Annotated in this window: 19 protein-coding genes; 1 reads left to right on the top strand and 18 read right to left on the bottom strand. The window is 55.5% G+C overall.

Going from position 1 to position 22,473, the window contains the following annotated elements; translation table 11 throughout:
* Positions 1–37: 37 nt before the first annotated feature.
* From MKX50_RS23095 to MKX50_RS23150, 12 genes are all read right to left on the bottom strand, one after another.
* On the bottom strand, positions 38–892 hold the full coding sequence (locus tag MKX50_RS23095; RefSeq protein ID WP_339157860.1) for a DUF72 domain-containing protein: 855 nt from the start codon (positions 890–892) through the stop codon (positions 38–40).
* 29 nt (positions 893–921) lie between these two features.
* Positions 922–2,136, bottom strand: a complete 1,215-nt coding sequence (locus tag MKX50_RS23100) for an L-threonylcarbamoyladenylate synthase (protein ID WP_339157861.1) — start codon at positions 2,134–2,136, stop codon at positions 922–924.
* Between the two features lie 149 nt (positions 2,137–2,285).
* Complete coding sequence (gene spoIIR, locus MKX50_RS23105) at positions 2,286–3,026, bottom strand: stage II sporulation protein R (RefSeq protein WP_339157862.1); 741 nt, start codon at positions 3,024–3,026, stop codon at positions 2,286–2,288.
* A 120-nt stretch (positions 3,027–3,146) separates the two neighbouring features.
* On the bottom strand, positions 3,147–4,331 hold the full coding sequence (locus MKX50_RS23110) for an FtsW/RodA/SpoVE family cell cycle protein (protein ID WP_213593547.1): 1,185 nt from the start codon (positions 4,329–4,331) through the stop codon (positions 3,147–3,149).
* A 373-nt stretch (positions 4,332–4,704) separates the two neighbouring features.
* The gene (gene prmC / locus MKX50_RS23115) at positions 4,705–5,598 is read right to left on the bottom strand and encodes a peptide chain release factor N(5)-glutamine methyltransferase (protein ID WP_339157863.1); all 894 of its coding nucleotides are present in this window, start codon (positions 5,596–5,598) and stop codon (positions 4,705–4,707) included.
* A 4-nt stretch (positions 5,599–5,602) separates the two neighbouring features.
* Positions 5,603–6,670 carry a peptide chain release factor 1 gene (gene prfA, locus MKX50_RS23120; protein WP_213593543.1) on the bottom strand — a complete coding sequence of 356 codons (1,068 nt, stop codon included), beginning with the start codon at positions 6,668–6,670 and terminating at the stop codon, positions 5,603–5,605.
* Positions 6,671–6,953: 283 nt separating this feature from the next.
* A complete protein-coding gene (locus tag MKX50_RS23125; protein ID WP_339157864.1) occupies positions 6,954–7,757 on the bottom strand; it encodes a Cof-type HAD-IIB family hydrolase in 804 nt (267 codons plus the stop codon).
* 5 nt (positions 7,758–7,762) lie between these two features.
* A complete protein-coding gene (locus MKX50_RS23130) occupies positions 7,763–8,887 on the bottom strand; it encodes an ABC transporter ATP-binding protein (protein WP_244996732.1) in 1,125 nt (374 codons plus the stop codon).
* On the bottom strand, positions 8,859–10,637 hold the full coding sequence (locus MKX50_RS23135; RefSeq protein WP_339157865.1) for an iron ABC transporter permease: 1,779 nt from the start codon (positions 10,635–10,637) through the stop codon (positions 8,859–8,861). Before MKX50_RS23135 ends, MKX50_RS23130 begins: the two co-directional genes overlap by 29 nt.
* A gap of 20 nt (positions 10,638–10,657) precedes the next feature.
* A complete protein-coding gene (locus MKX50_RS23140) occupies positions 10,658–11,758 on the bottom strand; it encodes an ABC transporter substrate-binding protein (RefSeq protein WP_339157866.1) in 1,101 nt (366 codons plus the stop codon).
* A 20-nt stretch (positions 11,759–11,778) separates the two neighbouring features.
* Positions 11,779–12,717 (bottom strand): Cof-type HAD-IIB family hydrolase, encoded by a 939-nt coding sequence (locus tag MKX50_RS23145; protein WP_339160237.1) that lies wholly within the window; start codon positions 12,715–12,717, stop codon positions 11,779–11,781.
* Positions 12,718–12,797: 80 nt separating this feature from the next.
* On the bottom strand, positions 12,798–13,532 hold the full coding sequence (locus MKX50_RS23150) for an MBL fold metallo-hydrolase (protein ID WP_339157867.1): 735 nt from the start codon (positions 13,530–13,532) through the stop codon (positions 12,798–12,800).
* Positions 13,533–13,785: 253 nt separating this feature from the next.
* On the opposite strand from MKX50_RS23150, the gene MKX50_RS23155 reads away from it, so the two are divergent.
* Positions 13,786–14,724, top strand: coding sequence for a sugar-binding transcriptional regulator (locus MKX50_RS23155; RefSeq protein ID WP_339157868.1), 939 nt, complete (start codon positions 13,786–13,788; stop codon positions 14,722–14,724).
* A gap of 494 nt (positions 14,725–15,218) precedes the next feature.
* Here the strand turns inward: MKX50_RS23155 and ychF are convergent, their stop codons facing one another.
* The 6 genes from ychF to cls all read right to left on the bottom strand — a co-directional run bounded on the left by ychF (position 15,219) and on the right by cls (position 22,349).
* The gene (gene ychF, locus MKX50_RS23160) at positions 15,219–16,319 is read right to left on the bottom strand and encodes a redox-regulated ATPase YchF (RefSeq protein WP_155612178.1); all 1,101 of its coding nucleotides are present in this window, start codon (positions 16,317–16,319) and stop codon (positions 15,219–15,221) included.
* A 123-nt stretch (positions 16,320–16,442) separates the two neighbouring features.
* Complete coding sequence (locus tag MKX50_RS23165) at positions 16,443–17,270, bottom strand: energy-coupling factor transporter transmembrane component T (protein ID WP_213591114.1); 828 nt, start codon at positions 17,268–17,270, stop codon at positions 16,443–16,445.
* Positions 17,263–19,008: a DUF3744 domain-containing protein gene (locus MKX50_RS23170; protein ID WP_213591116.1), complete on the bottom strand. Its 1,746-nt coding sequence runs from the start codon at positions 19,006–19,008 to the stop codon at positions 17,263–17,265. Before MKX50_RS23170 ends, MKX50_RS23165 begins: the two co-directional genes overlap by 8 nt.
* 14 nt (positions 19,009–19,022) lie before the next feature.
* Positions 19,023–19,589 (bottom strand): ECF-type riboflavin transporter substrate-binding protein, encoded by a 567-nt coding sequence (locus MKX50_RS23175; RefSeq protein WP_213591118.1) that lies wholly within the window; start codon positions 19,587–19,589, stop codon positions 19,023–19,025.
* 166 nt (positions 19,590–19,755) lie between these two features.
* Positions 19,756–20,784, bottom strand: coding sequence for a type 2 isopentenyl-diphosphate Delta-isomerase (fni, locus tag MKX50_RS23180; RefSeq protein WP_213591120.1), 1,029 nt, complete (start codon positions 20,782–20,784; stop codon positions 19,756–19,758).
* A gap of 56 nt (positions 20,785–20,840) precedes the next feature.
* On the bottom strand, positions 20,841–22,349 hold the full coding sequence (gene cls / locus MKX50_RS23185; protein WP_213591122.1) for a cardiolipin synthase: 1,509 nt from the start codon (positions 22,347–22,349) through the stop codon (positions 20,841–20,843).
* Positions 22,350–22,473 lie beyond the last annotated feature (124 nt).

Genomic DNA, 22,473 nt, shown 5'->3' on the forward strand with positions numbered 1-22,473 from the left:
ACAAGCTTTTGGGCGTTGCCCTGCAGCCTATCCCCGGCTACTCACCGAATAAATCTAGCTGGGAAGGCGGCAGCTCCGCCGGCTCCATCCCGAGAATTTTCATCATCTCCCGGGCGTTTGAAGCCGCATCTCCGCCGGAGTTATTATTAAAAATCATGCAGATTTCCTTCGCCCCCCGCGACTCCAGCACGCGAAGCTTATCCCGCCATTCCGTCAATTCCTCTCGATTATAGCGGTACAAATAACGGATCTCCCTCCAATTGGGCGCACCGCTTTGCGTCCAGCCGGCGGCATTCCTGCCGTGGAGCCGGACAATCGTCAGCCGCTCGTCCGTTGGTTCAAGCACTGTAGGCACCGAGCCCAGGCCCACTTGAGGCTCGTCGCAGACGATATGAATCCAGCCTTCCTCACGCATAAAGTCCAGCGTCCGCTCGCGCATCCCCTCGGCAAACCAGCTCTGGTGCCTGAACTCCAACGCTAGCGGCAGCCGCCCCATCCATTTCCTGACCGCCCGCAGCTGCCGGACATGATCGGGATTACAGTCGAACCAAGGCGGGAACTGGAACATCACCGCACGAAGACGTCCAGATTCAACGACCGGCGCGATCGAGTCCAGATAAGCCTGGAACATGGCTCCCGGCCCCTCGAACGGGACCTTTCCCCGGGCATGTCCGGTCATGCCTTGATAGGCCTTGAGTATAAAAGTAAACGAAGGCGGCGTCATTTCCAGCCAGCGGGAGTACGTATCCCTGCCCAAAACGGCGTAAAACGAGCTGTCAACTTCCACAATGGGAAAATGACGGGCGTACCATCCCAGCTTCTGCTTGGACGGTGTGCCGGGCGGATACAGATCGTCATGATCCCCCCACCCGGTAAGCCCAATAGATATCATACGGCTTCACCGCCTTTCGCCAGTATTCCTTATACATCTATGACGTCATGTCCCGCCGCTTTAAGCAGGCGGTTCATGACGGCGGCGCCGAGGCCGTCCTCGGGACAGGCCTCGGCCAGCATGTACGTGACGCCGCGCTCGTCGAAGCGGCGGAGCGCCGCGTAGAGACGGTGCGCAGCCGTCTCCAGCGCATGGATGCTGCCGAGCGAGAGCACGCAGTCGGCGCGGAAGTAAGGGAGGTGCTCTTCGAACGCGAGCACGCCCGTCACTTCCCCGCGCCGCGCGGCCGCCTCGAGCTCGGCGGCAATCCGGGCCGCCACGGCTTCGGCGGCGGCCCCGCGCACGATGCGCAGCGTTCCGCGCGGCGCATAGTGCGTGTACTTCATTCCCGGCGACTTCGGTGCCGGGATGTCCTGAGCCCCGCCCGCCTCCCGCAGGGCGGGGTCCAGGGTCACGCCGCCCGGGGCGACGCGGGCGAGCTGCTCGGCCGTGATCCCGCCAGGGCGGAGCACGGTGACCGTGCCGTCAGCGCCGGCCTCCACCACCGTCGACTCCACGCCCACCCCCGTGGGCCCGCCGTCGACGATGCCGTCGATCACGCCTGCCAGATCCTCGCCCACATGCTGTGCCAGCGTGGGGCTCGGCCGCCCCGACCGGTTGGCGCTGGGCGCCGCCACCGGGCACCCCGCTGCGGCAATCAGCCGCAGCGCTACGTCGTGGGCCGGCATCCGCACGGCCACGGTGGGCAGTCCCGCCGTTACCCGCGGCGAGACGGCGCCGGGGGCCGCTGGCAGCACCAGCGTCAGCGGCCCCGGCCAATAAGCCTCCATGAGCGCGCGCGCCGTCTCGTTCACCTCGGCGACGAGACCGTCCAGCTGCTTCATGTCGGCGATATGCACGATCAGCGGGTTGTCGGAAGGCCGCCCTTTGGCGGCAAAAATCGACTCCACCGCTGCCGTGCTCCGGGCGTTCGCGCCGAGGCCGTACACCGTCTCGGTCGGAAAGGCCACTGTTCCTCCGGCCGCCAGCACCGCCGCAGCTGCCGCGATTGCCTTATCGCCGCCCGTTCCTGTGACATCCCACCAGCGCGTCCGCTCTCCACCAGTTGCATTCGCACCCTGCTGCCGAATCCCTGGCTCCAGCTCCCGTTCCCCAGGCCACTTGTCACGCTTAGCACCTTCGCCTCGCAGCTCCATTATTCCGCTTTCCTTTATCGGTTCCTTGACCTGATCCTTATCGTCCATGGCATATCCACTCTAACTTTCATCTATAGTTGTAATTATTATAACCTAACCCGCGCAGCGCAAAAAGCTTGTCCGCCCCCATAACCCTGTCCGCACGGTTATACGCTTGGCATGACAAGCCTTCTCCTCTTTTCAACATTTTCAATCGCTTATTTAAACAAGCCCATAATCCAATCCCACAGTCCCGAAAGCATATCCCACAGGAAAAAACGAACCTCCGCCTTCTCCTGCTGCACCGGCACATGCGTCTGCCCTGCTTCGTCCACGTCGCCCGAACCTGGCGCGTTAGCTAGATCAGCAGCGCCTGCCGCAGCTGCGCCCCCCGATGCCGGGGCTGCATTTTGAAGGGCAGCCTCGACCTCGTTCCCGCTCTTCGCCAGCGCCTCCCCGCTGCCAGCGTCGATGAAGCAAAGCGGCGGAAACAGCACGCACCACCAATTTTTGCCCTCGCCTTTCCCCAATGTCACGCGCAGCGCTTCATAATCCCCTGCCGGGTAAACGGCTCCGCCGTACATTTTCGTCGGAAAGGGGACAACCCCCAGCTCCACTTTGTAAGCATAGGTTTTGCCGCTTTTTTCAAGCGTCCGCTTTACTGTATCTTCTACTAAATCCAGGTTGCTCTGTATGACTCGCCGAGCCTCCGCTAGGCTGACGGGAGCTTCCAGCTGCTGAACCCATCCATTCATCTGCTCAACGATCGCATCGCGAACCTGCCGCTTGACCGCCTGATCACCCGGCCGATCCGAATTAGCAAGGATCCTCAGCCGGATTGATTCCTCCGGTATGGAGCTGCCGAGAGCGGCGGCATCGTTTTTTTGTCCTTCCCAAGACATGAACAAAATCATTAAGCTGCAAAAAATAAGTGCCATACTGCGGAACTGCCGTCTCATTGCCGCTTCCCCCTCTACGAAACTACTGATGTCTATCAGTATGTCCGTTTAAGAGAAACGTAAACCTATCCATCTGCTAGATTTAAGCTCTAATTCTACCAATCTATGGCCGGCGGCTAATTACTGCGGCCTGATCGAAGCGTACCGCGAAGTGGTCAAGGGGTGATCCTCCTCCGCCTCCTTGCCGTGAATCATAATGCTCATCGCTACCCCAATGCTGGCCATATTAATCATCAATGACGTCCCCCCGTAACTGATAAAGGGCAAAGTAATTCCCGTAAGCGGCATCAGGCCGATGAACATCCCGATGTTCTCGAAAATCTGGTACAGCAGCATCGCCACGATGCCGACGATCAGCAGCGGCCCGGAACGGTCCCGGCAATCCAGCGATATCAGAATCAGCCTATGAATCAGGACAAAATACAGCAGCAGCAATACCGAGCAGCCAATAAAGCCGAATTCCTCGGCTATGACGACAAAGATCGAATCGGAATACGTGAGCGGCACCAGATCAGCCTGAACGTTGGCGCCCTGCATGAAGCCTTCGCCCGTCATTCCGCCGGTGGCGATAGCCAGCTTGGCGTTTTTCGTATGATAGATCGCCTTGTCCGTGGCCATTTCCGGCATTAGCCAAGGGTCAATCCGTTCGATCCAGTGCTCCCGTCCGATATTTTCGAAGAAAGCATATACCTGCTCATAATATATTTTGTAAGCACTGATCCCACCCAGAACGGATCCGCCAAAAATCGCCAAGGCAATCAATGCATGCGTGTACTTGATATTTCCAATCCAGAGCATCCCCGCCAAAATCACGAGATAACTCAGCGCATTCCCCAAGTCGTTCTGAGCCATCACCGCTACAAAGGGGATGAAGGTTAACAAGCATACCGGCACGACATCCCGCCAGAACAATAGTCCGGATTTCCGCTTGCGAACAAGCAGGAATCCTAGAAAAATAACGAGGATCAGCTTAAAAAACTCCGCCGGCTGAAAGCTGATTCCGCCCGGCAGCGTCATCCATCCCGTCGCGTTATGATATGTGTTCCCGATGAACATGACCACGACGAGCAGACATAGTCCAAACAAATAAATATATATCGCATTTTTGATCAGCAGGCGGAAATCAAGCAAGGACACCAGAAAAAACACGGCAAAACCCAAAATGTAATATTTCAGCATTTGCAGGTGATACCCGCTGTACTTCGTGCCCGAGGTTGCGCTGTAAAGGACCGCGATACTGATCCCCATGAGGATAAGCAAAATAAATACGATCGTGAAGTCAATTTTTTTAAGCTTGTTAAGCATTTGCCTTCCTCCTGCTCCAAACGATGAATGTGCAAAAACCGCCACTACATTTATTGTAAGTAAAAGTCAGGTTAAAGTCTATCTGGCAGCCCCAGAAAAGATTCCCCCGAAGACTGACGCCTTGCCTGCCGACAGCCCCGCTGAGAATAGGCCCAGCCTTTAATTCGCCACAAAAAAATTCCCCGGACGATGCGCCGGTGTTAACCTGCCGCTCTCGTCCAGGGAAGCTGTTGCTGCGATACTCGCTATTGAAAGGACACGCGGTGCGGTCACGATGCTAGCCGTTGTCAGGGCTAATCGTTAACATTCCCAGCATCGGCCTTACCGTTCAGCGAGCGAGCCGCCAATTCTACTGCCGCATAGTCACTCTAAATCAGCGAACCGCGACACCCAGCACATGCCGGTCAATTCCGACCAAATCCGGAACGGTCACAATGTCCTGCCAATGCCCGGCTGCCCGCAGCATCTCGGCTACATCGGCGGCCTGCCCCAGGCCCAGCTCGAAGCCGATCAATCGAGGCGGCTGCGGAAGCAGCGCGAGCTGCGCCATCATCTCGCGGTATGGCGCCAGGCCGTCCGGGCCTCCGTCGAGTGCAGTGCGCGGCTCATAGTCGCGCACCTCCGGCTGGAGGCCCGCGATCACATCCGCCGGAATGTACGGCGGATTGGACACCACGATGTCCAGCGCCTCGCCCGCAAACGGTTCAAGCAGGTTCCCCTGCTTGAACGCCACGTCCAGGCCGAGCCGCCGGACATTGCCCTGCGCCACCGCCAGCGCGTCCGGCGAGATATCGCTCGCCGCCACGCGCCAATTCGGGCGCAGGTGCTTCAAGGCAGCGGCAATCGCGCCGCTGCCGGTGCCGATGTCGGCGGCATACAGCGCGCCGCCGGCCGGCAGGCGATCGGCCTGCTGCACGATCGCCTCCACGAGCAGCTCCGTCTCCGGGCGGGGAATCAGCACAGCCGGCGTGACTTGAAAGGTCAGGCCGTAGAATTCCTGCTCCCCGATAATGTACTGCGCTGGCTCGCCCGCCGCTTTGCGGCGGATCACTTCCTCCCACGCTTCCTTCTTCTCGCCCGGGAACGGATCGCGCAGCGCCGCCAAATAAGCGGCGCCCTCCAGGCCGAGCACATGCCGGATCAGCAGCTCGGCGTTGGAGTCCGGCTCCTGCACGCCCGCCGCCGCTAAAAAAGAAGAAGCCTCTCTGCGGGCTTCCGAAATATTGTGCTTGTCAGATAGGGTATAGCTCACGCCGTCTCTGTTCAAAGCGTTATTCTCCTTTATCCATCATTTCAGCTTGCTCCGCCAGGGTCAGCGCGGATACGAACTCTTCGATATCCCCGTTCATCACCTGATCCAGCTTATGAACCGTCAGGCCAATCCGATGGTCGGTTACCCGGCTCTGCGGGAAGTTATACGTACGGATCCGCTCACTGCGGTCACCTGTACCCACTTTGCTCTTCCGCTCGCCGGCGTATTTCGCCTCTTCCTCTTGGCGCATCATATCAGAAATCCGGGCCCGAAGCACCTGCAGCGCCTTCTCCTTATTGGAGTTCTGCGATTTGCCGTCCTGACACGTCGCCACAATCCCCGTCGGGATATGCGTGACCCGTACGGCCGACTTCGTGGTGTTAACGGACTGGCCGCCTGCACCGCTGGAGCAGAACGTATCGACGCGGATGTCCTTGTCGAGAATTTCGACGTCCACTTCCTCGGCTTCCGGCATAACCGCTACCGTCGAGGTGGAAGTATGAATCCGTCCGCCGGACTCCGTCGCCGGGATACGCTGTACGCGATGCGCACCGCTCTCGTATTTCATTTTGCTGTAAGCGCCGCGGCCGTTAATCATGAAAATAATTTCCTTGAAGCCGCCGAGATCGCTCTCGTTGACGTCCATGACATCCACTTTCCAGCCTTGGTTGTCAGCAAAGCGCGTATACATGCGGTACAAATCAGCCGCAAACAAAGCCGCTTCGTCCCCGCCAGCCGCACCGCGGATTTCCACGATAACGTTCTTGTCATCGTTCGGGTCTTTAGGCAAAAGGAGAATACGAATCTGCTCCTCCAGCTCCTGCTGGCGGGCGGACAGCTCCTCAATTTCCATCTTGACCATTTCGCGCATTTCATCGTCCAGCTTCTCGGCCTGCATAGCTTTCGCCGCCTCGAGCTCTTCGATGACTTTCTTATATTCGGTATAAGCCTCGTAAGCAGGCTGCAAGTCCGATTGTTCCTTGGAATAATCCCTTAGTTTCTTCGTGTCATTCGCTACATCCGGATCGCAGAGCAATTCGCTCAGTTTCTCATAACGATCAGCTAGGGATTGAAGTCGATCTAACAAGGGAAGCCACCTCTCTTTACATGGAAGTTTCCTGAAAATAGCCGTCCCTCAACGTTCAGCACATTAAGAGCAAACGACTGTTTATTATACCATAACTTCCGGCTTCTGAATAGGCCTCCCGGTCGGCCTCCGTTTCCCAGCACCGACATTTTCCTTACACAACCAATCCAGCCCCTGCTTTGGCTGCACATTCGCTGTATTCACTGCATTTTCCAAAATCCCTCAGCCGAACACTTCGCTGATTTCAAATTAACCCCGCCGCAACCGTCCGCGCATAATGTACTCACGGCAGCAGTCCCACCATTTGCAGCCCGCGAGCGATTCCATGACGATCTACATCCGCCGTCACATACTTTGCAGCTTGCTTGACGCAGTCTGGCGCATTCCCCATCGCAATGCCGTGCCCCACGTACTGCAGCATCTCCAGATCGTTCAGGTTGTCGCCGAACGCGTAGGCTTCCTCCGGGTCGAAGCCCAGTCTGTGAATGAGCTGGGCAATGCCGCTCGCTTTCGAGCCTCCGCCCGGGAGGACGTCCAGCGAGAAGGGATGCCAGCGCACAAAGCTGAGCCCTGCAAACCTTTCCCGGTACTGCTGATCCCCCGGCTCCTCGCAGAATAGCATCGTCTGATAAATGGAACGCCCTAGGAAGTATTCGGGATCATACGGAGGATGAGCATATTCCAGCGATGTTATGCATTCTTCGACATAGGGATGGTGCGTCATGCTGCTGCGCATGGAATCTGCATTTAAGTAAACCAGCGGATGTCCGTTTGCCGCGGCGAACCGGGACAATTCGTCCAGGTCTTCCTTCCGGAACGGGTTCGTATAAATGCGCTCCCCCTTCATTACGACGTACTGGCCGTTAAACCCGATGTAGGAATCGATTCCCAGCTCTTCAGCTACCCGCTGCAGCATAAACGGAGAGCGGCCCGTCGCCAGCGCAACCTCGTGGCCAAGACCTTGCAGGGCCTGAATGGCTTCCTTCGCTGAATCGGGCAGCCGCTTGCGATGGTCCAGCAACGTGCCGTCAATATCGAAAAACACAATGGCTCGGCGGCCTGTCACTGGTGCATTCAGGACCGGCATGTTTCTCACCACCCTGATGTAGCCTGAAGCGGAGCTGCGTCCGGCGTTGAACTTGAGCCTGCGCTAGAGGAAGCACCCAAGGAAGTTTTCGATGCTACCCCGGGAATATGCAGCGTAACCTGGTCATGGAGCTTGAAAGCGGCAGGAGAGATCACTTCCCATTGCTGGCCTGCTGCGCGGACGTCATAATTGAACTCTTTCCCTTGAAACTGGACATTCACGATTTCCCCGTACAGCCCACCGGTGTGAGCCGGCTCAAGCCGGAATTGATCAGGCCTCACCGGGTATAGTCCCTGTGATTTGAAGCAGTCCGCAACGGCGTCCCCAGGCCAAAACGTCGAAGGGTCGGCGCCGAGCGGCATAAAGCGGTTGCCGCTCCAGCTTCCCTGTATTAAATTTGCCTTGGACACGAAACGGGCCACAAATTCGGTTTGCGGACGCAAATAAATTTCCTGCGGCGTGCCGACCTGCTCGATTTGGCCGTCCTTCATGACGACGATCCGGTCAGCCATGGACAAAGCCTCTCCCTGGTCATGCGTCACATAAACGATCGCAGAGCCCGTCTCGCGATGCACGGACTGGATTTCCCGGCGCATATCCATCCGCAGCATCGCATCCAGACTGCTCAGCGGTTCGTCCATCAGCAGCAGCGCCGGCTGAGGTGCGATCGCCCGGGCAATCGCGACCCGCTGCTTCTGACCGCCGGACAGCTCATGAGGCATCCGCTTGGCGAGATGCGCGAGACCCACAAGCTGGAGCACCTCGTTAATCCGCTCGTCCTCCCGCTCGCGAATCGCCCGAGGCGTCTCCTTATGCGTCCGAATCGGAAACCGGACATGCTCATAAATATTCATATGCGGCCAGAGGGCAAAGTTCTGGAACACCATGCCGATTCGTCTTTTTTCCGGGGGAAGACTGGATCGGGAGGAAGCTACGACACTGCCGCCTATGGCAATCTCCCCGGAGGTCGGTTGTTCAAAGCCCGCTAGCATGCGCAGCAGAGTGGTTTTGCCACAACCCGAGGGACCTAGAATCGCTACGAATTCACCGTCCGCAATGTTTAAGTTGATGGATTGCAAAGCCTGAAAACTCCCGAATGTCTTACTCACCTGTTTCAATTGAATAGTCATGATGCACCCCTTTTCGGAAAGTAAATTTCTGAAGAAGTCCCAGCAATCCCGTGCCCGCAAAAATCAGGAATACGATGAGGCTGGACAAGGCCGTGGAATAAAGGGTGTTTCCGGCCTGTTCAAATCCGAAAATCGCTACTCCGATCGTCTGGGAACCCGAAGAGTAGAGCAGTGCCGAAACCGTTAATTCGGTCAGCGCCGTCAGAAAGACGAGCAGCGCTCCGCTAAGCAGCCCTGGCAGCAGCAACGGCAGCAGGATTTTTCGCCAGCGCCGCCAGGCTCCGGCCCCAGAAATGCGCGCAGCTTCTTCCATGGAGGCGTCGACCTGCGCAAACGCGGTCACCCCTGCCCGAATTTGCAGAATGAGGAACCGGCAGACATAGGCGATAAATAAAATCGTTGTTGTTCCGTAGATGCCCGGATTCCAGCCCGGGATTGGCTCCATCCATACAAGAATCATGGACAAGGCAAAGACAATGCCTGGCAGCGTATAAGGGACAGAGATCGCCAGCTCCGCCAGACGATTGATTTTCGAGGGTCTGCGCACCCGGAAATAAGCAAACAAGGTACCGATGATCAGGCAGACAATCAGGGTTGTCATGGAGAGCATCAGGCTGTTCAGAATCGACTTCCAGGTGGACGGATTGTCCAGCAGAATGTAGCGGTAATTATCCAGGGTCAAATTGCTGATGCCTTTGCCTCCATAGGATTTTTTAAGCGAAAGGGTAATCATCGAAAACAACGGAATGATCGTGATGAACATAAGACCGCCCCATAACACCGGATTGACCCAATAGCGGTGCTTGCCGAGCGAATAGCGCGGCTCCTCGTCGGCGCGCAGGGATTCCGCCTGTTTGCTTTTGCGGACGGACAGCCACTGCAGCAGCGTGCCCACGACTGCGATCAAGCCGAGGATGACGGACAAGGAAGCCCCCCGCCCAAAAGCGGACGGCCCAAAACCTATAATCTCCTCATAAATCAGTGTGCTTAATACGCTAATGTTGACCGGTGTCCCTAGAAAAGCGGGAATTCCGAAGTTATCCAAGGAGGCGAGGAAGACGAGCAGCCCGCCTGCCGTAACGCCCGGCAATGCCAGAGGCATGGTGATCCGGGCAAAGGTCTTCCATCTCCCGGCGCCGCCCGTGCTCGCGGCCCATTCCAAATCCCGGGGGATTTTTCTCAGCACGTTGACCGTAAATAAATACACGAGCGGAAAATGATGAATACCCATGACAAATATAATGCCGCCTACGCTATACATGCTCAAAGGCTTGGCCCCCGGACTGAACCACTGCAGCAGAACAGCCATCCACCCCTGCGGGCTCATAAAAGACGACCAAGATAATGTCAGAACATAGGAGGGCAGCACGAAGCAAAGCAGCATCAGGAGATGCAGCCATTTTTTATGTGATAAGTCGGTGTAGGCCATCAGCCATGCCGCAGTCATGCCCAGGATGACAGACAGCAAGGTTGAACCGGTGACGATCACAAAGGTATGCCTCATCGTTCTCCAGAAACGTTCTTGCTGCAGCAGCTCCGCATAATAATTAAGGGAGAAGCCCTGCTCTCCCTGTATACTAAGCAGCACAAGCTTAACGATCGGCAAAACAAAGAAGAAGAATGTCGCGATAATTCCCGCAGCAGCGGCCATGTTTCGGCTCGATGAGGCAGCGCCGGGAAGAGAAAAGGGGAAGCCCCTCTTCTCCCTGCCTGCCCTCAGCTCTGCGCCGGGAGTATTGATTTCCGTCATAAGCTGCATGCCACCTTTTATTAGTTACCGAATAGTTCCGTAAATTTCTTCTTATCGGCTTCACGCTCCTGGGTCAGCGTGTTCAGATCACCGGAGAGAATCTTAATATCAGCGATTCCCTTTAAGCCTTCCGGCGGTGCGACACCTTCGCGAATCGGTGTGTATCCAATCTCCACAGACAGCTTCTGGCCTTCCTCAGACAGGACGAAATCGACAAAAGCTTGCGCTGCTTCCTGATTATCCGTGCCCTTCATGATTGCAATCGGCTCCGTAATGATCGGGACCCCTTCAGACGGATAGCTCAAATCGATCGGGGAGCCCTTCGCTTTCTCGCGGACGACCATATAGTCAACGACCATGCCGTAGGATTTCTCCCCGCTGGCAACCGCTTTTAATACGGCTCCATTTCCTTTAATGACCGAGATGTTGTTGTCTTTCAGCACCTGGAGGTAATCCCAGCCAAAACCTTCCGTCCGTGAAAATACGCCGATGTTATAGGCAGCAGCACCGGAATAGAGCGGGCTCGGCATAATCGCGGCATCCTTGCTGTCCGCGGAGGCGAGTGCCTGCCAGGATGTCGGCAAAGCAGGCACCTTATCGGTATTGGCTGCTAGAATTGTGGCGATGACTTTCGTTCCGGTATACATGCCGTCTGGGTCTACGAGCTCATCAGCGATATGCTCCGCCTCCGGCGACTTGTAGGACAACAGCAAATCTTCCTGCTTCAATCCTTCAAACGTAACGGCATCCGCTAGCAGCAGGACATCAGCCTGCACGCTGCCCGCCTGCTTCTCCGCCTGGATTTTGGCGGTAACTTCCTCCGTTCCTGAACGGAAGGTCTCCACTTTGACGTCAGGATATTTCTTGTTGAACGCTTGAACCAGCTGTGCGGCATCCTCTTCCGGCTGGGAGGTATAGAATGTGAGCTGTCCCGCGATCCCGGCAGGCGCTGCTCCTTCAGACTGAGACTGCTCTGATCCTGCTGCAGGGGTGCCTGCGTTCCCATTAGCAGCCGGTTTGGCCGGCGAACCGCAGGCGCTGAATATCATCATAGCTGCCGCCATGACGGCGATGACCGAAGTCTTTTTAAATGTAAACAATCTCTCTTGGTTTATGTACATCGTAGGTTTCTCCCCTTATCCTAAAGTAGAAAATTGTGAATGACTCTCGCTACTCCGTCTTCCTCGTTGCTGCTTGTGACTTCCTTCGCCAGCCGCTGGATATGCGGCTCTGCATTCCCCATGGCTATGCCGAGCCCGGCCCAGGCCAGCATGTCGGCATCATTGTCGTAATCGCCAACTGCTGCTACCTCTGAGGGGGCGATATGAAGCTCGCGGCAAAGCGACTCTAGTGCCGAGCGCTTGCTTACCCCGTAAGCATTCACATCGAAGCGATGCCGGCCGGTCCGGGTCAGTGTCAATGCTGGCGCAGCCTGCGGTTTCGAGCTAACCTCAGGGCCACCCCCCAACTGCCCCATCCATTTCTGGATCAGTTCCGGTGACGGGCCGATAATCGTCGCTTTATAAATCGGCGGGGCCGGTAAGAAAGAACCGGACACCAACCGCTGCAAATCACCGACCGCCACCACTTCGATCATGCCCAGCTGCTCTGCGTAATTTTGTTCATTCAGCTCCTTGCCCGGGGAAATAACGACGTTCGCCAGCGGCCAGCGGGCATTCGTCTCGTTTAGCTCGCGAACATAGAGCTTGTTATAGCCGTACAGCTGAATGTATGCGCCATGCTCGTTCGCAAACCGGAGCAGCTCCCGGACATGCTCTGGCGGCAGCGGAGCCCCTGCTTTCAGTTCACCGGTCGCTTCATCCAAGATCACGGCCCCATTCAGCGCGATTAAAGGCGCGTTCATTTCCGCCGCCCTGGCATGCAGCCAGACTGAAGCCGGAAAGCGGCCGGAGGCGATGGTAACTCGTCCTCCTCTTCGCATATATACTCTGATCGCCTCATGGACGTCCGGCGTTATAATCTTGTCAGAATTAAGCAGCGTGCCGTCCATATCCAGCGCCAGCAGCTGATACTCTCCCTGCACCCGGGCTATTCCCGGGTCTTGCCTGCCCGATGTCATCTGCAATGTTTGATCCTCCTCCTTTATTTGATGATTTGGCTTGTGTGCCGGGCTTTTGTACCGTTATTGTTGTATTGCCCCTAAATGCTATATAGGACCGAGGTGTCCGGAAGCTCAACAGGTCCGCTGAAGATCTCGCTGGCCGATTGGCGCATGTACTCCAAGTCGCCGTCCCCCGGCAAATGGACCAGCACGAGCCGCTTGACGTCCGCCTGGTCGGCGATCATTCCCGCCTGGCTTGCGTTCATATGGCCTGCCCCGGTCGTATGTACGCTTCCTTCACAAATCGTTGCCTCGCAGAGAAAAATATCCGCTCCCCTCGCGAGCTCCACCAAGGCATCGCAGTAGGATGTATCGCCGGAGTATACCAGCACCTTGTCCCGATAAGTCACCTTTACCGCATAGCATGGAACGGTATGAGACACGGATACAAACTCGATATCCGCCCCGGCAAGCCGGATTACACGGCTCGGATCGATCCGCCGAATCTCTGTATGGTCTCCATGCAGCGTATTTAAAATATTGGCAGGCTCGTCCGGTGCGTACAGAAGCAGCTTCTTCTTCATTCTGCCGTTGCGGATCGCGTTTACCGCCGCATACTGCAGAATGCCGATATCCGCCATATGATCGTAATGAAGGTGGGACAGGATAACCCCGTCCAGCCTGTCTACGCTCGTATACTGCGCCAGGCGGCTCATTACCCCGCTTCCGCAGTCCAGCAGAATCTGGCCTTCTCCCGTGTCGATCAAATACCCTGCCGTTGCCCCGCCAGCCGAAGGATAACCTCCCCAATAGCCTAAAATTTTGATATCCATTGCATCCACTCACCTCAAGCTCTTCTTATGCGGAAATCACCTATGTGTGTTATTTTTGTTTCAACTTTTACATTTGTTCCGACACAATACAATTGTAAAACGGCATTGTTTTTGTTACGTTAAAACTACATCATCCGAATGTTAAATTTGCCGCAGCCGATTCCGCCCCGCCTTTTTGCGCTAAATAATCGTGTATACTATGTGGTGTCCTGTATTTGAGAAAGATTTTTCAAAGATAAAGGTGGCTTTGCACGTGAACGACAACATCAAATTGATGACGAAAATTTGTAAACTCTACTATTATGAATCCTGGACCCAGGAGAAAATCGCCGAGAAATTCGGCATATCACGCCCGATCATCTCCAAGATGATTCAGAAGGCACGGGAGATCGGCGTCGTGGAAATTATCGTGCATGATGACCCTCAGCAGACGACCGAGCTGGAAAAGGAGCTGGAAATGGCTTACCAGCTGCAGCAAGTGCTCGTTGTACCTACGAGGGATTTGAACAAGGAGCTCGTTACCAGCGCGGTAGGCAAAGCCGCTGCCCAATTCGTGCAGAAGCTGATCAAGAACGGGGACCGGATCGGGGTGTCATGGGGAAATTCGTTATACCATATGGTCAGAGAGTTCCCCCTCGATAAGAAGGACGACGTCAAAATCATTCCGCTAATCGGGGGAACAGGCAACGAACGGACCGAGGTACATTCAAACCAAATCGCCTACGAGTTGTCCAAGAGGCTTGGCGGGAAATGCGAATCGCTGTACGCACCATCGATTGTCGAGACAGAAGAACTGCACGAACAGATCGTCAGGCTGCCGAATATAGCGTCCGTCCTCCAAGAGGGAGCACAAATCGACTTGGCAATCGTGGGGATCGGTAACCCCTACTCCATGTCCACCATGGAACGGTACGGCTATTTAAATGAAGCGGTGCTAAGCGAGTTGAAAGACCTGAATACCGTAGCCGACATCAACTCAAGATTCATTAACCGGAGCGGGGATATTGTCGATCATCCGATCAACAACAGGGTCATCGGCATCGGATTGGAGCAATTGAAGCGGGTCGATAACGTGGTGGGCCTAGCCTTCGGACTGCACAAGATCGAGAGCATCAAGGCCGCTTTAACGGGCGGCTATATCAAGATGCTTGTCACGGATGAGGCCACTGCTTACAAGATCATCGGGGATTAGGCGGATCTATTAACATATTTGGTTAAACTTTTCGCTAACGGACATGAGATCCGCTATTGCTCGTTTATTGGGCGAATTTTACGGCTAACGGACTTTGGTTCCTCTATTCGGTGCAAATCATCGTGTTTCCCCTAGAAACTTGTACAATAAAGGCTGCTGGGTCCGTTAGCTTTAATTTTTCCGGGATTTTGGCAAAATAGCGGATCTAGAGTCCGGCAGGACCGTTAGGGGCCGCTAGAGTCCGCTAGGGCCGCTAGAGTCCGCTAGGGCCGCTAGAGTCCGCTAGGGCCGCTAGAGTCCGCTAGGGCCGGTAGGGCCGGTAGAGCCGTTTGGATCGTTAGGGGCCGCTAGAGTCCGTTACCGGCTTACATGACTGAAGCCCTGGTATGACGGCACTTTACACGAATCAACCTCAAGCCACACCGTGCCAAATAACGCAAGAAAGCTTGCCGATCCCGGCAAGCTTTCTCTTTATATTATTCAGTTACCCGCATCTACACATTGAAACGGAAGTGCATAATGTCTCCGTCCTGTACGACGTACTCCTTGCCTTCCAGGCGCAGCTGTCCACGCTCCTTGACCGCGCTCATCGAGCCGGCAGCCACCAGATCATCATAGGACACAACCTCGGCACGAATGAATCCGCGCTCGAAATCGGTGTGGATGACTCCAGCTGCACCCGGCGCTTTCGTTCCTTTGCGGATCGTCCAGGCACGCACCTCCTGAACCCCTGCCGTAAAGTAAGTGTACAATCCGAGCAGGCGGTAAGCGGCTTGAATGAGGCGATCCAGTCCCGACGCCTCCAGGCCCAGCTCCTCCAGGAACATCGCTTTGTCCTCGCCCTCCAGCTCGGCGATTTCCGCTTCGACCTTGGCGCTAATCGGCACAACTTCAGCGTTCTCCGCTGCGGCGAATTCCTTCACCTGCTGCACGAACGGGTTGTTGTCCGCATCAGTAACTCCATCCTCGCTCACATTCGCTGCATACAGCACTGGTTTCAGTGTCAGCAGATGCAGGTCGCGGACGATCAGCTTCTCGTCATCGGACAGCTCTACACTGCGGGCAGGCATGTCGTTGTACAGCGCTTCTTTCACGCGCTCCAGCACTTCGACTTCCTGTGCGTACTGCTTGTTGCCGCCTTTCATGTTCTTGCGGGAACGTTCGATCCGCTTCTCCACGCTATCCAGGTCGGCCAGAATGAGCTCGAGGTTAATCGTCTGAATGTCGCTGATCGGATTGATTTTTCCGTCCACGTGGGTAATATTCTCGTCCTCAAAGCAGCGCACAACATGCACGATCGCATCAACCTCGCGGATGTGGGCCAAGAACTTGTTGCCGAGTCCCTCGCCTTTGCTCGCGCCGCGCACCAGACCTGCGATATCGACGAATTCAAAAGCAGTCGGCACCGTACGGTTCGGCACGACCAGCTCGGTTAATTTATCTAGACGCTCGTCCGGTACTTCGACCACACCGACGTTAGGATCAATCGTACAGAACGGATAGTTCGCGGATTCTGCGCCTGCTTGCGTTATTGCATTAAACAGCGTAGATTTTCCGACGTTCGGCAAACCTACGATCCCTGCTTTTAAAGCCATATGAATGACAACTCCTCATTATAGTAATTGCTCAGCTTCTTGTCTTCTTCAATCATAGTACATATACCCCGGCCATATTTCAAGGACAACCGTATGGAATATCCTGCTTTGCACAACGTTGTCCTAGAACGGATACCAGAAACCGGGGAACACCTGCAGCTTCAAAAATATCGCCAGCCCGAGCAGCAGCGCGCACAGCACAACCGCCAGTTTATCTGCGAGCGACATGACCGTGCCCATATACCAGGTGCGGCTCCGCCCTGTGCCGAACCCTCGCAGATCCATCGCATCCGAGACGGATTCAATATGCTGGAGCGACGATTGCAGCAGCGGAACGACGACCAGCGAGAGGTTTTTCAGCCGTCTCCGCAAATTCCCGTCCTCCCGCGAGATGCCCAACCCGCGCATTTGCATCGCATTCAGAATCGTCCGGAACTCCTGCGTCAAATCAGGAATATAGCGAAAGGCAATGCTCACCGCATACGCCATTTTGTACGGTACGCCCAGCTTGTTGAGACTGGCGGCAAACCGGCTCGGATGCGTCGTAAATATGAAGAGCAGCGTAATCGGCAGTAAAGTCATGTATTTCAGCGATAAAGTCAGCACATAGAAAAGCGTTTCCTGGTTAATCGTGTTATAGCCGATAGGGATTCGCGGCGTATGACTGCCCGTCAGCGTTGTTCCGAAACGGGGCGTAAGCAGCAGTATAAAGGCACTGTTCAGCACCGTAAACACCGTCAATATCCAGAAAAGGAACGACATTCGCTTCAGCGGAATCCCCGTCGTCAGCAGCATGGCTATGCCTGCCGTCAGCATGACGGCAAATATGCGCAGATCCAGAAACAGAAACGTAACGACCGTCCAGCTCAGCAGCAAAATCAGCTTCACCGCTCCATCCATCCGGTGAAACAACGAATCCCCTTCAATGTACAAGCTGCCTGTTCTACTCATCTAAGAGCTGCACCCCCTTGTTCATGGCAAGATAAGCCTCGACAAGACGGGACGGCGAGGATAATCCGCATAATCTGGCGAACCGGGACAAGCTGTCCTCCCGCAGCCGCGCCCTGTCCGTCACCTCAGCGTCAGACAGCACCTCCGCGACCTTGCCCGCAGCAATGACCTCGCCACCTGCCAGAACGACCGCGCGGTCGGCATATTCCAAAGCCAGATGCATGTCATGCGTAATGAACAAAAACGCCGTTCCCCTGGCCGCCAATCGTTCTATAAAGCCCATAAATTCGGTGTAGTGCCGGTAATCCTGGCCTGCCGTTGGCTCGTCCAGAATAATCAGCGCGGGATCGAGTACGAGTACGGACGCGATGCAGAGCCGTTTTTTCTGCCCAAAACTCAGCGCCGACACAGGCCAGTTGCGGTATGGATATAGCCCGCACACGCGCAGCGCCTCATCGATCCGCCGTTCCCGCTCCTCTGCAGCGACGCCGCGGGCGGCCAGGCCCAGACCCACCTCATCCCGGATCATATGCTGGGTAATCATTTGATGCGGATTTTGCAGGACGTAGCCGATCTGCTCGCCCCTGCGGCGTATGGACCAGCCTTCGATGTCCTCGCCCCGCCATAATACCGCTCCCGAGCTCGGCTTCATGAGCCCGGTGATCAGCCCGGACAGCGTCGATTTGCCCGCCCCGTTATTGCCCAGCAAAGCTACTGTTTCCCCTTCGTTGACATAAAAGGATACGTCCCGGATAACCTCCCGGCCCTGCGAATAGGCAAAGGATACATGCCGTACTTCAAGCAGAGGCTCGGAATGGATTCTGTCCTGATTAGATCGCATCCTGACAGGGACAGAGCTGATCCACTGCTCCAGGCCGTCACGAAGCGCCGCAAGCTTGGCTGGATTGCCCTTGGCGGCCGCTGTCCCTTCAAGCTGAACCAAATGGCTCCATCGCTCCGCGGGCATGCCAGCATGGGCCAAAGCCTCCAAATAAAGCGGCTGGCGAAGGCCATTACGGGGAAGTACGCCGTCCGCCAATATCCTTTCCGGGACATCCGCAGCAACGATTTGCCCGCCATCCATGACGACGATCCGATCCACCGGCTGCTCCAGCACATCCTCGACCCGATGCTCAATGATCACCACTGTCTTGCCGCTGTGCCGATGGATATCATCAATCAATGCCATCGCCCGCATGCCGCTCACCGGATCAAGATTGGCGAGCGGTTCATCGAATAACAGAATGTCCGCCTGCGTTGTCAGCACGCCAGCCAGCGACACGCTTTGCTTCTGCCCGCCCGACAGGTCATGCGGCCCCTGCGCCTCGAAGGCCAGCATGCCGACCAGATCAAGCGAGGAGACCACCTTGGCTTTCATCTCGGACTGAGGTACGTTCTCATTCTCCATTTGAAAAGCAACATCTTCCCCAACCGTCTGCCCCACGAACTGGGCATCCGGATTTTGCAGAATCGTTCCGACCGCACGGCTGCGCTCGAATATCCCTAACGAAGCGGCAGGCTGCCCATTCAGCAGGAGCTCTCCTGAAATTTCACCCCGATAGGAAAAGGGAATTAGCCCATTGATGCAATGGGCTAATGTCGATTTGCCCGAGCCGCTTGGCCCGGCAATCCATATTTTCTCGCCATGATAAATGTCGAGATTGATATCAGTTAACGTCGGCTTGGACTGCTTTTTATAACGAAAGCTAAAATTTCGAAAGGAAATCACAGGCTGCATAACTACATAAGCTCCTAACTGTCTGCGTCTATAGTCAGGTTCGCGTCATTCCGGTTGCGCTTCGCATAAGCCCATACGGCCGGAACGCCGAGAATGAAGAAGACGGCTGTATTGGCAAGTCCGGCCGCAACTGCTTGGACGATAACCTTATCGCCAGGCTCGCCCATGACAAAAATATCGAACAGATACGAGAAGGCCAGTGCCGTAAAAATACCTATAACGCCATACACAATAAACTGCACGATGTGCGTCTTCCTGATCTCCCCGTCCTGCGGATTGAAGCCTTTGGCCAGATAGATCAGACCCATAAAGGCTGCGGCAATTCCCGAGCCGAGAGCCCAGCCCCACCAGACGGTTCCATTGGTAATAAAATCGTTGATAACATGTCCGAGAAAGCCGGCAATGAAGCCGACGACCGGACCGAACAGCGCCCCGAAAATCGCCAGGAGAGCGATCGAAGGCCGCAGCTGCGTATCTGTGCCGATCGGAATGCCGATCCAGCTCGTTGCCCCGTAGAGAGCAGCACCGATACCGATCGTAACGACCGTCCGGGTGCTCCACTTCCAAATGGATGGTTTCATCCTAAAATTCCCCCTTAACATTGAACTGGCCAGGCGCTATTTGGCGTTCCAAGCAATCTCTTGGTGTCGTACCGGCAAAATAGCATCTGATTCAAATATAAGGGGGAACTTCTAGAAACGCAATATAATTCTCTGTAATTTCATCGGATTTATATGAAAAGATTGTCTATTCCCGGCGTACCAGCCGCGCCGTGCCCTTCAGCGCCGCGATATTGCCGGCGCCGATACCGAACATGGCGGTGCGCAGCTCCAGCTCGACACGCTCCAACTGAGCGTCGAGCGCCTGCGCCGAATGCACCGCCGGTTCCAGCAGCGCCCGGCCGAACCCGGCCAGATTTGCGCCAAGCGCCAGCGCCTTGGCGGCATCCACGCCGGTGTTCAGGCCCCCGCTGCCGATCAGGGCGGCTTGCGGTACAGACGCCCGCACTTCGCGGATGCATTCGGCGGTGGGAATGCCCCAATCCGCGAATGCTTCCGCCGCGAGGCGCCGCACAGGGTCGGCGCTGCGGAACTTCTCGACCTGGCTCCAGGACGTACCGCCGGCGCCAGCTACATCAATGAACGCGGCGCCAGCTTCATGAAGCCGCTTCGCAGTCGCGCCATCGATCCCCCAGCCGACTTCCTTCACGCCGACCGGTATCGGCAGCTTTTTGCACAGCTCCTCAATTCGGGCCAGCACGCCGCGAAATGCCGTATTGCCTTCCGGCTGGAAGATTTCCTGCAGCCCGTTCAAATGCAGCACGAGCATGTCCGCTCCGGCGATTTCTACCGCACGCATGCATTCATCCGGGCCGAAGCCGTAATTCAACTGAACCGCGCCCAGGTTGGCAATAACCGGAATCGTTGGCGCTTTGGTTCGCACGGCAAACGTAGCCGCCAGTTCCTCGCGCTCGACCGCCGCACGGACCGAACCTACGCCAAGAGCCCAGCCGCGATGCTCCGCGACCTCCGCCAGCCGCTCATTGATCACGCCAGCCAGTTCACTCCCCCCGGTCATCGAGCTGATCAGGAATGGCGTCCGGAGCGGGGCCCCCAGGAAGGAAGTTTTCAAGCTAATCTCATCGAAATTCAGCTCGGGAAGCGCATTATGGCGGAAGATATACTTCTGAAACCCCGTCAGCACACCCTCTGCACCGACTTGCTCCTCCAGGCATATGCGGATGTGTTCACTTTTCCGTCCAGACGTATTTCCCATACTGCTCCTCCTTGTCATTGTTGTCTCTGCATAGCTCTTGTATATTAAAATGCATCTTATAACAGCGGCGAGAACAGCCGGGCCGCCGATTCCATGAACCGCACGAACAGCTTCTTCTCCATAAAAGCTTTGTACTCGATTTGCTTCGTAAACAATAAATCCCGCTCGAAATCTTTAACCATTTGCCCAATGCTGTCGGTTTGCACAAGCAGGGCATTCACCTCAAAGTTCAAATGAAAGCTGCGCATGTCCATATTGGCTGTGCCTACAGTAGCAATTTCCCCATCGACAATCAGCAGCTTCGAATGGAGAAAGCCTTTCTCATATTCGAAAATCTTCACTCCCGCCTCCAGCAGCTCGGGAAAATAAGAATGCGAGGCCAGGAACGGCAGCCATTTGTCCGGCTTGGCCGGAAATAGAATCCGTACGTCCAGGCCGGATAGACCGGCAATCTTGAGCGCCGTAAAAATATCATCATCCGGGATAAAATACGGCGTAGCCAGCCATATCGATTTCTTGGCTGAAGACATCATCGAGAAGAAGATGTTCTTCAGAGTCCGGCTCTCATTATCGGGCCCGCTGGGCACGATTTGCACGGCGCCGACGCAGCCGGTCTCCAGCTCCGGAGACAGGTACTGCAGCGACATAATCTTTTCCCCGGTAACGTATTTCCAGTCCTGGAGAAAAATAATTTGCAGCGAGCGAACCGCTTCCCCTTTGACGAGCATATGCGTGTCCCGCCAAAAGCCGTACGTCTTGTTGCGGCTCAAGTATTCGTCCCCCACATTCAAGCCGCCGATGAAGCCGGTCGTACCGTCGATGACAACAATCTTCCGGTGGTTGCGATAGTTGACCCGGCTGGACAGAGCCAGAAAGCGGACTTGTCCATATATACCAACCTTGACTCCGGCTTCTTCCAGCTCACGGATAAACGATTTCGGCAGGCCGATACTGCCCACCGCATCGAACATGAACCGAACCTCGACCCCGGCTTTTGCCTTCTCAATCAGCGTCTTCTGAATTTCGCGCCCAATGTCGTCCGCCCGGTAAATATAATATTCCATATGTATATGATGCTCAGCCTTCTTCAGCTCCTTCAGGAGCGAAGAAAAGGTCTCCTCTCCGTTCGTCAGCACCTTCGTGCGGGTATACATGGAAAACGGCGTACGGGCCAGACGCTGGGACAGCTGAAGCAGCCGCTGCTCTTCCGGGGTAAACTGCGATAAATCGCGAGGCAGCATATAAGCATTATTATCGATGCGCTCGTAGTTTCTCCGATCCTCCTCCGCCTTCTTGTCGAAATTCCGGCGCTTGAAATAGTTCTGGCCAAACAGGAAATAAAATATGAGTCCGACAACCGGAAGCAGGCCAAGCACCAAAATCCAAGCCACGGTGCTCGATGGGTTGCGATTTTCCATGAATATCGCGAAGCCGATCGTCATGACCGTCAAGGTTTGAAAAATACTGACCAGAGTACCGCCGAACTTCCCGAAGACGCCAAATCCAAAATAATAAAACGCGAAAAGTATGGCGGCAATCAATAAAATTTGCAATCCACGTCTCATGGTTGTCTCCTTTTCACAGTATGCTGCAGTGATTCTATTTTACATGATCCGCAACTTTCTTCCTAATACAATATTGAAGCCAGCTTCTATTATAGCGTAAACGAAAGAACATAGGCATGCCTTG

Origin of the sequence: Paenibacillus sp. FSL W8-0186 (assembly GCF_037969765.1) — a bacterium.
In the GTDB taxonomy this organism is placed as follows: domain Bacteria; phylum Bacillota; class Bacilli; order Paenibacillales; family Paenibacillaceae; genus Fontibacillus; species Fontibacillus woosongensis.